The 15,086-nt window shown below is 47.2% G+C and carries 13 protein-coding genes; 3 read left to right on the forward strand and 10 right to left on the reverse strand.

Going from position 1 to position 15,086, the window contains the following annotated elements; genetic code table 11:
- The first annotated feature begins 252 nt into the window (after nucleotides 1-252).
- Entirely contained in the window at nucleotides 253-558 is a 306-nt protein-coding gene (locus QUA02_RS06490) for a small RNA NsiR4-regulated ssr1528 family protein (RefSeq protein ID WP_333026153.1), read from the forward strand.
- Between the two features lie 451 nt (nucleotides 559-1,009).
- On the opposite strand, the gene QUA02_RS06495 is transcribed toward QUA02_RS06490, so the two are convergent.
- Together QUA02_RS06495 and QUA02_RS06500 are read right to left on the reverse strand one after the other, a co-directional pair.
- The gene (locus tag QUA02_RS06495) at nucleotides 1,010-1,921 is read right to left on the reverse strand and encodes an NAD(P)H-dependent glycerol-3-phosphate dehydrogenase (protein ID WP_333026155.1); all 912 of its coding nucleotides are present in this window, start codon (nucleotides 1,919-1,921) and stop codon (nucleotides 1,010-1,012) included.
- A gap of 156 nt (nucleotides 1,922-2,077) precedes the next feature.
- Nucleotides 2,078-2,506, reverse strand: a complete 429-nt coding sequence (locus tag QUA02_RS06500; RefSeq protein WP_333026246.1) for an NUDIX domain-containing protein — start codon at nucleotides 2,504-2,506, stop codon at nucleotides 2,078-2,080.
- 192 nt (nucleotides 2,507-2,698) lie between these two features.
- On the opposite strand from QUA02_RS06500, the gene QUA02_RS06505 reads away from it, so the two are divergent.
- Both QUA02_RS06505 and QUA02_RS06510 read left to right on the forward strand, forming a co-directional pair.
- A complete protein-coding gene (locus QUA02_RS06505) occupies nucleotides 2,699-3,619 on the forward strand; it encodes an alpha/beta hydrolase (RefSeq protein ID WP_333026156.1) in 921 nt (306 codons plus the stop codon).
- 11 nt (nucleotides 3,620-3,630) lie between these two features.
- Complete coding sequence (locus tag QUA02_RS06510) at nucleotides 3,631-5,310, forward strand: phosphatidylglycerol lysyltransferase domain-containing protein (RefSeq protein WP_333026157.1); 1,680 nt, start codon at nucleotides 3,631-3,633, stop codon at nucleotides 5,308-5,310.
- A 192-nt stretch (nucleotides 5,311-5,502) separates the two neighbouring features.
- Here the strand turns inward: QUA02_RS06510 and QUA02_RS06515 are convergent, their stop codons facing one another.
- From QUA02_RS06515 to QUA02_RS33570, 8 genes are all read right to left on the reverse strand, one after another.
- A complete protein-coding gene (locus tag QUA02_RS06515) occupies nucleotides 5,503-6,729 on the reverse strand; it encodes a glycosyltransferase family 4 protein (RefSeq protein ID WP_333026159.1) in 1,227 nt (408 codons plus the stop codon).
- 24 nt (nucleotides 6,730-6,753) lie between these two features.
- Complete coding sequence (locus tag QUA02_RS06520; RefSeq protein ID WP_333026160.1) at nucleotides 6,754-8,316, reverse strand: MFS transporter; 1,563 nt, start codon at nucleotides 8,314-8,316, stop codon at nucleotides 6,754-6,756.
- Between the two features lie 231 nt (nucleotides 8,317-8,547).
- Nucleotides 8,548-9,423, reverse strand: coding sequence for a DNA repair protein RecO (gene recO, locus QUA02_RS06525; protein ID WP_333026162.1), 876 nt, complete (start codon nucleotides 9,421-9,423; stop codon nucleotides 8,548-8,550).
- A gap of 204 nt (nucleotides 9,424-9,627) precedes the next feature.
- Nucleotides 9,628-9,735, reverse strand: coding sequence for a four helix bundle protein (locus tag QUA02_RS06530; protein ID WP_333026164.1), 108 nt, complete (start codon nucleotides 9,733-9,735; stop codon nucleotides 9,628-9,630).
- Between the two features lie 227 nt (nucleotides 9,736-9,962).
- Complete coding sequence (deoC, locus tag QUA02_RS06535) at nucleotides 9,963-10,640, reverse strand: deoxyribose-phosphate aldolase (protein WP_333026166.1); 678 nt, start codon at nucleotides 10,638-10,640, stop codon at nucleotides 9,963-9,965.
- Nucleotides 10,641-10,931: 291 nt separating this feature from the next.
- Nucleotides 10,932-11,978 (reverse strand): chemotaxis response regulator protein-glutamate methylesterase, encoded by a 1,047-nt coding sequence (locus QUA02_RS06540; RefSeq protein ID WP_333026168.1) that lies wholly within the window; start codon nucleotides 11,976-11,978, stop codon nucleotides 10,932-10,934.
- Between the two features lie 94 nt (nucleotides 11,979-12,072).
- Nucleotides 12,073-14,316 carry a hybrid sensor histidine kinase/response regulator gene (locus QUA02_RS06545; protein ID WP_333026169.1) on the reverse strand — a complete coding sequence of 748 codons (2,244 nt, stop codon included), beginning with the start codon at nucleotides 14,314-14,316 and terminating at the stop codon, nucleotides 12,073-12,075.
- A 2-nt stretch (nucleotides 14,317-14,318) separates the two neighbouring features.
- On the reverse strand, nucleotides 14,319-14,717 hold the full coding sequence (locus QUA02_RS33570) for a chemotaxis protein CheW (RefSeq protein ID WP_445305148.1): 399 nt from the start codon (nucleotides 14,715-14,717) through the stop codon (nucleotides 14,319-14,321).
- Nucleotides 14,718-15,086: the final 369 nt, after the last annotated feature.

The raw sequence follows: 15,086 nt of genomic DNA on the forward strand, positions 1-15,086 counted from the left end.
TGATATAGCGTGCGAGCGTCTCGCTCGCGGCTAGATCGCGAGCGAGACGCTCGCACTCCTAAAAAACGCTTTTTACCAAATTGGGATGCTCCCTGTCCCTACTTGTAGCAATGCCGTGTCCCTACGGGGATCTATATATCTAAGGTGTATTTCGTAAACCTGCAATCTGCTGTATTAATATTGACAAATTTGACCAAAGTAAAGAGTTCTCTGATAAAATGCTTCCACAACAAACTTTGATAGCACAACACAATGTCTTCAGAAACAAACTCAGCGACTCAATCTACAACTGGTGCAGATGCGATCGATGTTGCGATCTCAAAGGGAATCGACTTTGACGGCACTCCAATTCCCCAAGGCAAACTAGAACTGTACAGCAAAGTGATGGGCTTGGAAGCGGGGAGACAGCGCAGCGGAGTGTCGAATACAATGCGATCGCGCATTGTCCGCATTGGAGCAAAACACATTCCTCAAAACGAGCTCGATAAAATGCTCGTTGATGCAGACTTCGCACCGCTGAAAGAAAAAGAAATCGCTTTTTATTACGGCGGTAAGTAAATAGGATTCATCTCACATCTTGCATCATTGTCAGCAACAGGCAAGATGCCTGTTCCACAAAGAGTGAATTTATTGTGGATAGTTTTTCTGAAAACTTCTTGTGGGGTGGGCATCTTGCCCGCCCAAAGAGTTAAGTTTTAATGCTAAAAAACTTACTTACTCCGGTTTCAAATCGCGTCAGCAACAGGCAAGATGCCTGTTCCACAAAGAGTGAATTTATTGTGGATGGTTTTTCTGAAAACTTCTTGTGGGGTGGGCATCTTGCCCGCCCAAAGAGTTAAGTTTTAATGCTAAAAAAACTTACTTACTCCGGTTTCAAATCGCGTCAGCAACAGGCAAGATGCCTGTTCCACAAAGAGTAAATTTATTGTGGATGGTTTTTCTGAAAACTTCTTCTGGGGTGGGCATCTTGCCCGCCCAAAAACTTAAATTTTAATGCTAAAAAACTTACTCACTCCGGTTTCAAAGCTCGTTCCATCAGCGATAAAACGGCTTGTTCGGCAGTAATTTCACCGTTCAGCAAGCGGTAAACTTGACCGGAAACGGGGACTTCAATTTCGCGGCGCTCCGCTAAATCAATCAACACATTAGTAGTATTGACTCCCTCAGCAGTGCTCCGCAATTCGTGCAATATTTGCTCCAAAGATTTACCTTCAGCCAATCCGAAACCAACCCGATAATTGCGCGACAAAGAACTGTTGCAAGTAGCGAGTAAATCTCCCAAACCAGACAAACCATAAAAAGTTTCTGCGCGAGCTCCCAAACGAACTCCCACCCGAATCATTTCCGGTAAAGCGCGAGTCAGCAAAGCAGATTTAGCGTTAGTTCCTAATTGTAAACCGTCGCAAACACCGGCGGCGATCGCAAATACATTTTTCAAAGTTCCACCTAACTCAGTCCCCAGCGGGTCTTCATTCACATAAACCCGAAAAATATCAGAACTGTAAATATTTTGCACTTGCTTCGCTGCAGCTAAATCCAAACTCGCCGCTACCGTTGCAGCCGGCAATCCCTGCTGAATTTCTTCGGAAAGATTGGGGCCCGAAAGTACCACAATTGAATTGTTGGGAAAGGCATTTTGCCAAATTTGAGACGGAGTGCGCGTACTCGCGGGGTCTAAACCTTTGGTGACGGTAACTATAATTGTACAGGGACTTAACTGTAAGGAAAGCAGCCGATCGACTGTTGCGGCCACCCCTTTCATCGAAACTGCCGAAACCACAACATCCGTACCTATAATAACTGATTCTAGATTAACAGAACTGCGGCGCGACCACAAATTAACTTGATTACCTTTTTTAGTTGCGAGATTTGCCAAGGCCGAACCCCATGCACCTCCGCCTAATATTGTCAAGATTGGCATAAAATTTAGTTGGATGAACTCAGATGCTGCAACATTCTCAAGACCGGGCTAGAAGCCCGTTCCACAATAACATTGATTTTTTTTTGTGGAACAGGTATCTTGCCTGTTCCTGACATTGATGAAAGATGTGAAATGAACTACACAAAAACTCCCCTCCTACAAACGCGGACGCAATCCATAATGACGGTAACGCCAATAATCTCGTAAAATGCGATCGTGATCGAAACACAATTGATGGGGAATCTGCCAAGATTCAAAAAATTGTAAATTTTTAGCATCGTCGGCGGCTTGAGGTTCGCCCGTTGCAGAAGCCAAAAATACAATACTGATAGTGTGTTGGCGGAGGTCGCGATTTGGGTCAGAATAAACGTAAAATTGCTCGATTAATTCTACATTCAAGCTCGTTTCTTCTAAAGCTTCGCGTTTGGCCGCCGTTTCAACCGATTCCCCGTAATCGACAAAGCCGCCGGGAATTGCCCAGCCGTAGGGAATATTGCGGCGTTCGATGAGTACGATCGGGCGGTGCGGGCGATCGGCTAATTCGATGATAATATCAACTGTAGGAGCGGGATTTCGGTAAGTCATTTTGTTGGGAATGGGGCATTGGGCATTGGGAATGGGGAATTGGTCATTGGGCATTGGGCATCGGGCATTGGGAATGGCGAATTGGGAATGGGGAATTGGTCATTGGGCATTGGGTATTAATGATTTTATATGTAACAAATAACAAATAACCAACAACCGTCAACCGTCAACCGTCAACCGTCAACTAACATTATGCCTAAATGGATCGGAAAAGTTTTGGGTATAGGTGCAGGTGCTATCCTGCTCTTAGGCGGAGCTGGATACTGGTACGTCTTTATTGCCGGAGCACCTCAGTTAGACCCTCCGAAAATCATAGCCGATGCCGACTTAAGATTTGAACTAAAAACATATAAAAGTGCAGCTATGAATTCAGAGCGCACTTACGGCTTAATTTTGCCGCCTGGGTACGCAAAAAATCCCAAACAGCGCTATCCAGTGATTTTTTTGCTGCACGGCGGGCACGGAGACGCGCGCGCTTATCAGGACAAAGCTGCTGTTACTTCTGTGCTTCACGATTTATATAAAAGCAAAAGATTGCCGCCGTCAATTGTCATTACTCCAGACGGAAACGACAAGCGGGGTACGAGCCCTTTGTGGGACCCGCAGTATTTTGACGGGCCGAACGGTAAGGTAGGAAGTGCGATCGGCTCCGAGTTAGCGACAATCGTAAAATCGCGCTACAGAACGCTGGAAGACCCCAAATTCTGGGCAATGGGAGGACAATCTTCGGGGGGTTGGGGAGCTTTTAATATCGGTTTGCGCTACTTGAATAATTTTAATATTCTGTTCAGTCACAGCGGTTATTTTACAGATCAAAGCGGCCAGGCTAACAGTCCTAAATATTTAGTGGAAAAACTTAGTGTTAAAGATAAACAGCAGTTGCGCGCTTATTTGGATGCGGGGGAAGGAGACGAAAATTTTCTGATTTCAACTCAACAGTTTCACGAGCAATTAAACAGTTTGGGTATTGCCAACGAGTTTCACAAATTTCCCGGAGGACACGGGATTGTCGGCCCCGATGTCGGTTGGAATTATTGGCACAAGCATTTAGCCGATTCTTTGAGTTATGTTGGAAAACAGTTTAAAATATCACTGGCCGCACAGAAAAATTAGAAAGGTGAACTGTGTTATCCCAAAAAACTAGGATTGGACTCTGGACTGCATCATTTTTAACCGGATTGGTAGGAGTTATTAACCTGCTGTCTGCTGTAACTCCCAGTTTACCCGATCGCCGAAATTGGCTAGAACCGTTTTTCCCTTTTCCCGTGCGTGCGGGCGGTCATTTTTTTGCAGCAGTTATCGGATTTATGCTGCTAACTCTGGCAACTAATTTGTTGCGGCGCAAGCGGGTTGCTTGGTTGCTGACGGTGGGATTGTTAATCGTTTCTATTGTAATTCATTTAGTCAAGGGATTGGATGTTGAAGAAAGCTTGCTTTCTGGGGTGCTGTTGTTTCAGTTGTTGGTAATGCGAAAGAGTTTTACAGCTAAATCCGATCGCCCTTCAATTGCTCAAGGAATCCGGGTTTTGCTGGGGGCTTTGCTGTTTACGCTGGCTTACGGGACGGCGGGTTTTTACATTCTGGACGGGCGTTTTGAAGTTAACGGACAACCGGTTAATTTTGGTTTAGACACAGCTTTGTTCCAGACTTTCGCCATGTTTTTTACGGCGGACAATGCGGGGTTGGCGACGAAAACTCGGTTTGCTAACTTTTTTGCGGATTCGATTTATGCTGTGGGTACGGTAACGCTTGGTTACGCACTTTTGATGCTGCTGCGGCCGGTGCTGCTGCGAGATTCGGCAAGTATTTCGGAACGGAATAAAGCTAAAGAAGTTGTCGCAGAATACGGGCGGACAACGCTAGCTAGACTGGCGTTGCTTGAGGATAAATCTTATTATTTTAGTCCTTCTGGCAAAAGTACGATCGCCTACGTGCCGAAAGGTAGAGGTGCGATCGCTTTGGGAGACCCCATCGGGCCCGCTGAAGACCGCAAAGAGGCAATTCTGGGGTTTCAAGAATTTTGCGATCGCAACGATTGGTATCCAGCCTTTTATCAAACTTTGCCCGACGATAGAGAAATGTATTCTACTCTCGGTTTTCGAGTGGTGCAAATTGGCGAAGAAGCTATTGTCAATCTCAAAACTTTTACTCTCAAAGGCAAGACCAATCAAAACTTGAGAACTGCTATCAACAGGCTTACAAAAGCCGGCCATCAAATCGAATTTTACGAACCTCCTTTAAGTTCCGAATTGATGCGGCAAATGAAACTCGTCAGCGACGAGTGGCTGCAAATGGTTCAGGGTGCGGAAAAAAAGTTTTCGGTGGGTTGGTTTGACGAGGCATATTTGCGGGAAACTCGCGCCGCAGCCATCCACACTCCAGACGGTAGAATTAGTGCTTTTGCTAATATGATATCGGCGGGAGATGGGGTAGTTGGAGTTGATTTAATGCGCCGTCGCACTGAGGTGGAAAATGGCACGATGGAGTGTTTGTTTGCTTCGATGTTGCAGCACTGTCAAGAATTGGGATATGAAGAATTTGATTTGGGTTTGTCGGCCTTGGCGGGAGTTGGAGAAGCTGAGAAATCCGGGCGGTTGGAAAAGGTTTTGATTTATCTTTCGGATCACTTGAGCAAGTTTTATAATTTTAAGGGATTGCACAGTTTTAAAGATAAGTTTGGGCCGCGGTGGGAACCGCGTTATTTTGTTTATCCGAGTTTGGGAAGTTTGCCGGATGTTGTGGTTGCTTTGATTCGGGCCGATTCGGGCGATCGGCTTTTGGATTATTTGCGCCCGGGAAGTTAGGCAATGTCGTTTCCCTACCCCAAAATAATCCATTGCGATCGCCAGAGATGTAACCATTACCCGATTAATTGTAGGGAAACGGCACTGCCGTGTCCTAATTATGGGTAATTCTACATCCCCAGAGAGAGCGTGGGAGCGAGCAAAGAGGACACGGCAATGCCGTTTCCCTACTCCAAAATAATCCATAATCTTTTATGCCAACCCCCGAAGTGGCACGCGCTGCTTTTGCAAAACCTCTGAGTACAGCTTTTCCAACTCCGTAATATTCTGACTGAGAGTGTACCGCTCGATCGCCCTTTGTCGAGCTTTTTGGCCCAGCAGCGTTCCCAATTCAGGATGATCGCAAAACAGCGGCAGCAAGGTTTGCAACTGACTCCGCACCCGCTGAGTGTTCAAAACTACCCCCGCGCCTTCCTCCAAGGCCTCGCCGTCAGCACCGGCATCCGTTGCCAAACAAGCTAAACCGCAGGCCATCGCTTCCAGCAGCGACAGCGACAGTCCCTCCACCAAAGAAGGCAAAATAAATACGTCTGCACCCCGCAGAATTTCGATCCGGCGTTCCTCCTCGGCGACAAATCCGAGCCACACAATGCCATCCTCTTCGCCGTAAGACAGTTGGAGCGACGCGGCTAGGGGCCCGTCGCCTACGATCGCCAACACGTTGCCAGGGCCAAAATTGCACAGTTTCCAGGCTTTCAGCAAAGCCTCGACATTTTTCTCCGGGGCAATGCGGCCTTGGTACACAAAAATTCGATCGGCTTTTAATTGGGACTTCAACCCCGAAGGCCCGGGCGAATACTTCACCGCATCCACTCCGTTGGGAATCACCGCCACCCGTTCTTCCGGCACTCCCAACTTCACCAATATATCCCGCTGAATCTGAGAAAACACGATCGTTGAGTCGTAGTGAGCCAAAAACGGAGCGTACAGTTGATACATCAGGTGTTGGGTTCCCGATGTCAAATTCCGCAATTTGCGATCGAACGGCGGGTGAAAAGTCGCCACCAGAGGCAAATTCAATTCTTGACAAATTTCCGGCAGCAGAAAGTCTAGAGGCGAAAGCGTCAGGGAAGCGTGAACCACATCGGGTTTCAGCCGCCGCAGAGATTTCATCAGCACTGTGCGGGATTTGAGAGTGGGAATCGTATAAATTTGCGATTTGTAGTGACAGGGTAAAGAGACTTCGTTGCAACTCGCGGGCGAGAGCGAACTGGTATATGAGGTTTGAGCAATTCCCTTTCCCCACGAACCATTTGCCATGCTCCACGCCGTATTGTTCCTGTCGAGCGGGCCCGCTTCTTGGGCAAAGTGCAGGAAACTGACCTGGTATCCCCGGTCTAACAGTGCGTTGGTGACTTCCCTGGAGTAAGTGACGTTACCGCAAAAAGGTGATTTTTTTCCTAACCAAGCGATGTGCATTCCAGTAAATCAGAGTTTGTTATTTTATGGGAGTCGATCGACTTTGCTCTTACTGCTACGGAAAATATACCAGGTTAAGACACCCCCAGCCATCGCTAATCCTGCTAAACCCAAAAATACTGTCGGCAAGCCCAGAAATGTTTCTGCTACCCCGGCCAAAGCCAACGGTAAACTCAAAGCGATATTAGTGGCATTGTTTTGCAGCCCGAAGACTTTTCCCCGCATTTCTTCTGGGGTTTCTGCTTGAATTGTAGTCTGCATCGGCACTCCCACCAAAGAGGCAAATAAACCCAACAGGGTAATGAACAGCACCGAGAGCCACAAATGGTGTGTAAATGCAGAAAGGCCCATCAGAGCAAGTGCCATGCCGATCGATCCGATTAAACTCAGTTGGGAGTGAGAAAATTTGTGGCCGAGATAGCCGACTGTCGCCGCCCCACCAGCCATGCCGACGCCCACCGCAGCCAGCAAAAAGCCAAATTGCGAGGCTTTCATACCGGGGAGGATTTCTGCCAGCCGCACCGCTAGAACTGCCAATGCTGCAAAAATGGAAAAGAGAATAATTAGTTGAATTAAAGCATTGCGGACTTTCGGTTGATCGTTGATGTAACGCAAGCCGTCTTGCAAATCTGCTAGGGGGTGCGGCGGTTCGTGTTCGGCATCGTTTTTTTCGCCTGTTTTCATCGACAGCAACAGCACTCCGGCGAAGGCGTAACTTCCGCCTACTACTAATTCTTTGCCGATTCCGAGTCCGCCGCCGAGGTTGGTAAATAGGGTGTCGGCTAAAGCTAGTAAGGGTTCTCCGACTGCAAAGCCAATAATCACCGAACCCATCATGGTTGTGGTGTAGAGGGAGTTTGCCGAGAGCAGGTGGCGGCGTTCCACAATTAAAGGAATCACTGACTGTTCTGCTGGGGCGAAAAATTGAGTTAGAGTCGAAACGAGGAATGTCACTAGCAGCAGCAAGCAGAATCCGAGCGGCAGTTGACCGAGTTCCCACCCGTCAGAGAGCCACAGCAGCACGGGTAATGTTAAAACGAAGGCTCCCCGCAGCAGGTTTGTGGCTACGAGCACTGCTTTTTTCGACCAGCGATCGACATACACGCCTGCGGCGGCCCCGAACAGCACTGCGGGAATGGTAAAGGCGATCATGATTGCCGATACCCACCTGCTGATGGTTTGATCGGGCGCTTGGAAGCGGCTGGCTACGAGGGCGATCGTCAGTACGAGATAAACTTTATCTGCTAGTTGGGAGAAAATTTGCCCGCTCCACAATGCTAGAAAATTTCGGTTTTTCAGAACTGGCAGAAATCCTGTTTCTTTTTCGGGAGTTTCGGCAACTGCTTCTGAGAGCTCTGCTGTTGGCAGCAGGGGGATTGCTGCTGGTTGTTGGCTTTTGCCGTTGCTGGACTCTGTTTCTTTCTTTGTGGGATATTTATCCATTTCTGGGTCTTGGGCGTTGCTCCATTGTCGATCGGCCAAGGCGGGTTCCGAGCGAAAATCGGGAAAATTTTCTCGTTCTTCCATTTTGTGGTGGGTCACAGCTAAAACAGATATTGTCAAATCAGAATCGGACAGTCGTATCATAGAATTTGGGGTGGATGGCCTGGGATGGTGGAGGTTGGGGGGATGGGGATTTCAAATTGAGGTGTTAACCCCTAAGTTTATTAATAATCTCGTAACTTTATCTCTATCTATTATCTGATGTCGCAACAACCTTGAGAATTTACCTGAAAAGGCCGGCAGGTTCGGGTATCCCGCAGGCTGGGGGTGCGATGTACGATCGTTCGTTCACCTATTTAACTAAACACTCAAAATTTAAAACTCAAAACTCTCTAAGTAGGTATCGATCGAGCTTCCCGATCGAATCGTGCAACCTAAATGATACTGGGCATATTGCCGCAAAATATTTTCGACAGATACCCAAGTTGTTCGATCGGCAATCCCCTCTCCTAGTTCTGGACTTGCCAACTGTTGCAGCGCTGCTAATTCCTTAGCATTAATCAAGAAGTTTGTCAAGTGTTTGCTGCCATTCGTTTGCCGGGAACGGGAAGCGGATTTGTACAAGCTACCGATTTCTGAAGAGAGTTCTGCCTCTAGGTTAGCGAGTTCGGACAAGCTGAAGGTTCCCCCAGAGGGTATACTAAACCCGGTTTGCCAGTTCGGATCGCTGAAATTTGGGATGAGCGGGTGTCTGGTGGCGCAGCAGACTTGGACTTGGGGCGCGAGGCCTGCTAAGGCTAGCAGGTGAAAAATGCCGTGGGTGAGGTGGGCGACAAGCACGGCGGCGGATTGGATTTCTGTGCGATCGGACAAACGCTCCAAACGGCTCAAATGTTCGCCCAGCAACCAAAAGAGTTCTTCTTGGGGCTCGTCGGAAAGGGCGCTGGCGATCGCCAATTCGGCCAGATATTGCGCGGCTGAGAGTTTCCCGAGGTTGCGGCTCAAACCCGGATGGGATTCTACGGTGCTAGCTTGGGTAATTTTGTCGAGCGATCGGCCTTTGGCAATTAGCAATTCGTTGACAACAAATAATTCGCTTCTACCGCCGATGGTCGATCGGTGTTTGCGAACACCCGGTGCTACGGCTCGAATTAAGCCGAATTCCCGCGTCAAAACTGTCAGCACTCGATCGGATTCGCCGATCGGCGCACTCTTGAGATTGATTCCAGTTGCTTTGTAAGTTCTAATCATTTGTTAGTTGACTGTTGACTGTTGACTGTTGACTGTTGACTGTTGACTGTTGACTGTTGACTGTTAACCTTTAGCTTTTTGTTTTAGTGAGTTAAGATAGGCATTAAGTTTTGGTGAAAGTTCCTTCAATAACGGATGCAATCCCTCCCTCTATTATTGAGTTAAAAGATTAGGAGCATAGGCAATTATTAACCAGTGTCTTGTTTAGTTTAATGAACCTCTGGCAATTTTTACAGAACGCTGATTATCTTGATAACTATGGCGTCCATGTCCTTCGCCAATATTAGCACCAACACTATCAGTCGATCTCACGATTTGTTAGTCCATCGTATCCTTCGTAAAGTAGTCCCATCTTTTAACAATAAACCATATTTCGTTTAAAAATTTTTCGGGTAATTGATAAACTTGTAGCTGTGGGAAGTTCTCCATATTAACTCCTTTAAACAATTGATGATAAACAATTGATTAATGACCAATGAATACAAGTCAACAGTCAACGAACAGTTAACTGTCAACTGTCAACTGTCAACTGTCAACTGTCAACGATTATCTAGATTATCTCGCTGGCGGATTAATTCAGGGCCGCGAGAAGTCCCCAAACGAGTTGCCCCAGCTACTACCAAATCTAGAGCTTGTTCGTGAGTGCGAATTCCGCCGGCGGCTTTAATCCCGATCCTGCCCTTAGTAACTTCCTTCAGCAGTCGCACATCGTCAACTTTCGCCGGACCAAAAAAGCCTGTGTTGGTTTTGATGTAAGCCACACCAGCTTCCATGCAAATCTCAGCCGCTAATTGTTTTTCGGCATCCGAAAGCAGCGAACTTTCGATAATTGCTTTGATGGTGAGATTAGTTTCTTCGCAAATTTGGGCTAATTCCCGGTGGAATTGGTCGATTCTTCCAGCTTTCAACAATCCTAAGTTAACGGAGACATCTAACTCTACGGCTCCATTATCTGCTGCTTCTAGAGCTTCGTAAAGTTTCACCGTTGAAGTCGAAGCACCGGTGGGAAAACCTATAACTGTACAGACTTTGGGACGTTTGCCGTGCAGCAGCTCAACTGCTTGTCTGACGTAGGCGGGATACACGCAAACTGTGACAAAGCCAAATCTCTCTGCTTGTTGGCAACAGTTTTCTACTTGCTCTGGCGTAGCGGTGGGGTCGATCAGGCCGTAGTCTATCAATGGGGCAATATCGATGTCTGCCTGGTTTGCAGCCATTGTTTTTTTCTCTCTGAGATAACTACTTTATTATACAAAATAAACGGGATACGGAAAACTTACGTCCCTTTCCGGCTGGAATTTAAGCGACTCGGGGGACTTCAGTAAGCGAGTGTTCTTTGATATTCTATTTAAGCAATGCTCTCATAAAACTATTGAGAAAAAACCTACGATCGTGTTTGGTAAAAAGGAAGTGGTGACTTTACAGTTGATTGTCTAGTTTACCAAATTTGTATCGCTCATCTACTTCTTTCTCTTGGCTTCATCATGGTTCACATTGAGAATACCGAGTTATTTGAACATGACTCGCTGAAGTAACCGATCGGCGATCGCTTCAGGAGGCAAAACTTCAACCGCTGCATTTAGCTGAACAGCCGCTTTGGGCATTCCATATACGACAGAACTTTTCTCATCCTGAGCAATTGTGTGCCATCCCCGCGATCGCAAAAGGCTCATTCCCTCAGCACCGTCTTGTCCCATCCCAGTCAGTAACACGGCGGTTTCCTTGTGGTTCCAGTATTGGGCAAGACTCTTAAAAAACACATTTACTGATGGGCGGTAGGGATAGTCGATCGGTTCTTTTGTGTAATGCAGAGTGAAATCAGAACGAAGACTGAGGTGATCGTTAGTACCTGCAACTAAGACAATACCTTTCTCCAGCCGATCGCCAATTTTGGCTACTTTCACTGTCAAGGGTGTTTGTTGATTCAGCCAATCCACCAGCCCCGCCGAAAACTGCATATCGACATGTTGAATAATCGCAATGGCCGCACCGAAGTTTGCTGGTAGGCGGGAGAGAATGGCGGCTAGAGCTTTGGGACCACCTGTTGAGGAGCCGATCGCCACTAGCGGAGGGAGTAGGCTCGAAGGTGTGGAGAATGAAGTAAGTTTTGAAGTTTGGGGTTTTGGAGTTGAGCTTTGAGATGATTTGCCAATTAGCTTGCTAATAGTCGCAATTTTTGTCAGTAGCGGTTGGGCAGACTCTGGACTTCCTGAGATTCCTAAGACGGGAGTGTTCACTGCATCACGGGCACCATGCCCCATTGCCTCAAACACCTTCCCGGCATTTTTTCCGACGCTTGCAGTCACAATCAGAATCATACAGGGAGACTGTTTCATGATCTGGCTGGTAGCTTCCACACCGTCCATGACTGGCATGAATAGATCCATCAAAATTAAGTCGGGTGTGTCTCTGACGCAGCGGGCAACCGCATCTGCCCCATCCCGTGCAATCCATGCCACTTCATAACCTGGAACGGTTAGCAGCACCCGCTTGAGGGCTTCCACTGCCATAGCCGTATCATTGACAATCGCAATTCTCATTATAACTACAGGCATTATTTGATCGTGGATATATCCACTGTAAATCTTTCCGTAGGAAAATCATAATTTTTAACCTACCCTTCATCCTTAGCTAACTCTGCTGAAAGGGCTATTGTCCAATCAGATCGACGATCGCGTTAACTAATGTGTCGTCATGGAAGCTGCTTTTGGTGATGTAATAGTCTGCCCCAGCTTCCATACCCTGAATACGATCTTCTTCGGCATCGCGGTACGACACGATAATGACCGGAAGCAAATGGAATGTGGGATGATTTTTAATTTGCTTGACAAGTTCAATGCCATTCATGCGAGGCATATCGATGTCGCTCAATACAAGGTCGTAAGGATTGCTCCGAATCGCTATCCAAGCATCCATTCCGTTTACGGCAACATCCACATCGTAGCCTCGATTTTGCAGCAGCTTTCGGGTCATTTCGCGCACAGTAATGGAATCATCCACAACTAAAATGCGTTGGCGATCGTTGCCTTTTTCTTTTTTGGCTTTGTTGACATCAACAGGTTTAATTTGACCGCTGTTGAGGAGGTTGTCAATAGATTGCACCAAATCAGAAACATCCATAATTAAAACAGGCAAGCCATTATCCATTAGAGCAGACGCACTAATATCCCGAACTTTACCCAAACGCGGATCGAGTGGACGCACCACTAAATCCCGTTCACCTAAGAACTGGTCTATAACCAAGCCATAAGCGTTGGATTGATCGCTGATCGCAACTACACAGATCGCATCATGGGAGGAGAAAGCCTCCGGTAAATCCAGAACGTGGTGAGCGGCAATCAACCCGATATTGTGACCATCTTTAGTGAAATATTGGCGACCTTCCACAACATAAATATCCGATTTGTCGAGTTTGACAATTTGATCGATTCGTGCTAGGGGAAAGGCATAAGGTTCACCCGAAATCTCGACAATTAGCGTCCTGACAACTGAGAGCGTGAGGGGAAGTTGAAAGTGAAAATTAGTACCCTTTCGGAATTGAGATGTGACGCGAATCGTTCCACCAACCTCTTGCACCATACTTTTGACAATATCTAATCCCACACCGCGTCCTGAAATTTCAGTCACTTGTTCGGCTGTTGAAAATCCAGGTAGAAACAGAAACTCGATGATTTCAGCTTCGCTAAGTTGAGCAGCCGTTTTGGGTGAACCTAAATTCCGATCGATAATCTTTTGGCGCATCCGCTCGATATCAATTCCTCTTCCGTCATCGGAAATGGTAATTGCCAGCATACCGCCACGATGAAATGATTCTAGACGAACTGTTCCCTCCATCGGTTTGCCTGCTGCCTCTCGCTCTTGGGGGGGTTCAATTCCGTGATCGATCGCATTGCGAATCATGTGAGTCAGGGGTGCTTCCAGTTTCTTGAGGATGTCACGATCGACTGGGGTTGACTGACCGACAATCTCTAGCTTGACCTGCTTATTCAATCCTCGTGCTAGGTCGCGAACCATGCGAGGAAAGCTTTGTACTCCATCAATAAATGGACGCATGTGAGAGGCAATCACTTCCCGGTAAAGCCGATCGCTCAAGTTGGTTGTGCGACGAGCATATAGTTCCAGTTCACCCAAGCGATCCGTGAGCATTTCCCGACATTCTTGTGCTTTACGTCGAGCTGTATCTAGAACTTGCTGGCTTTCTGAATTAATTGGAGTGTTCGCTAATGTGGTATGAACCGTTTCTAGAAGTCTGGCAAGCTCTAATTGACGAGATTTGAGGGCGGTAAAGGAATCGGCAAAGGGTTGCAGCCAATTTGCCTCAACCAGCGATTCACCCGCCAACCCCATAATCCGGTTCAAATTTTCTGCAGAGACTCGCACCACCCTATCCGTTGGGATTGCGCTCGTCTCAACCGTGGCAATTTCCTGACGACCGCTTTGGCTCAGCACTGAGGTTCGATCGGCTGGAACCAGGGATGTTGAGCGACGATCGCGAAAATCTGGAGGTAGCAGAGCCGCGATCGCCTCATAACACCTCTCAAACTCTCCAGTTGTTTGGGCCAACCATTCAACTAAATCGACTTCCATTACCTGACTGAGCCCTTGAAGCAAATCAACGCTTTGCAGCAAAACATCAATTTGGTCTGAACCTAACGTGACGATCTGGCTCTGGGCTGCCACAAAGCAATCTTCCATCCAGTGCGCCAGATTAGTGACGGCATCTAGAGAAACAATTCGAGCCGCACCTTTCATCGAGTGAGCTGCCCGCATAAGCGCTTCCAGTGCATCCTCAGATTGAGGGTTGGCTTCCAAGATCAGTAGTTCCTGAGTCAAGATCGCAATCTGCGTCTCAGCTTCTTGTCTAAATAGCTCCAGCATAGAATCATCGCTCATGGTCAAAAAACCTTGTGACTTAGGGTGTAAAAGAATAGTTCAGAGTCCAAAAAGTTGATCTTCTTGCCTTGCCAAGTAACGACCCCTTTGGTGTAAGCTTCCGATGCTTTGGAAATGACAACAGGAGCATCTTTGAACTCATTGAGATGAAAGCGGTAAGTTCCATGAACCTCATCCACTGGAAACACCCACTTGTTGTCATTCTTTCCAGCCACAATCATCCGTTGCGGATTAATCGTATTGGAGAAATCTGCTGATTCGGCGACAGGCCCTAAACCGAGTAAGTCTCTGAGCGAAATACAGAGAAGTGTTTCACCGCGAATGTTGACCAACCCCAAAAATACAGAGTTAGTGCGGTGAGGGACGGCATGAATGATGTAAGGGGGAGTTACTTCTTGCAAAATGTTGACTGGCAATGCTAACCGTTCACTACCGAGACGAAAAATGATTACAGAAAGGGTATCTGTGGCTCGAACTAGCATTCCTTCTCCCACTCCGACCTGCTGTGTGGAAGCTTCTGACAAGATGTCTGTCCATTCTTGGAGATATTCTGGTGGAGCATTGCGCTCTAGCAAGCTGCGTCCAGCCGCCGAGTAAACCTTGCAGTTGCGGCAGTGAATAACCGTCTTCAGTTCGCCACAGGTGCGATCGCCCATCACCCCAATCTGATTCCAGCAATCGTTCAGTGTGGGATGGTCAAATTCAGAATCGTTTGGTATGGGTACCGTATTCAAATAATTTTCCATTGTTGAATTTCTCAATTTTCAAGT

The sequence above is a fragment of the Microcoleus pseudofavosus SVA1_A4 genome, assembly GCF_036700565.1.
Taxonomy (GTDB): Bacteria; Cyanobacteriota; Cyanobacteriia; order Cyanobacteriales; family Microcoleaceae; genus Microcoleus.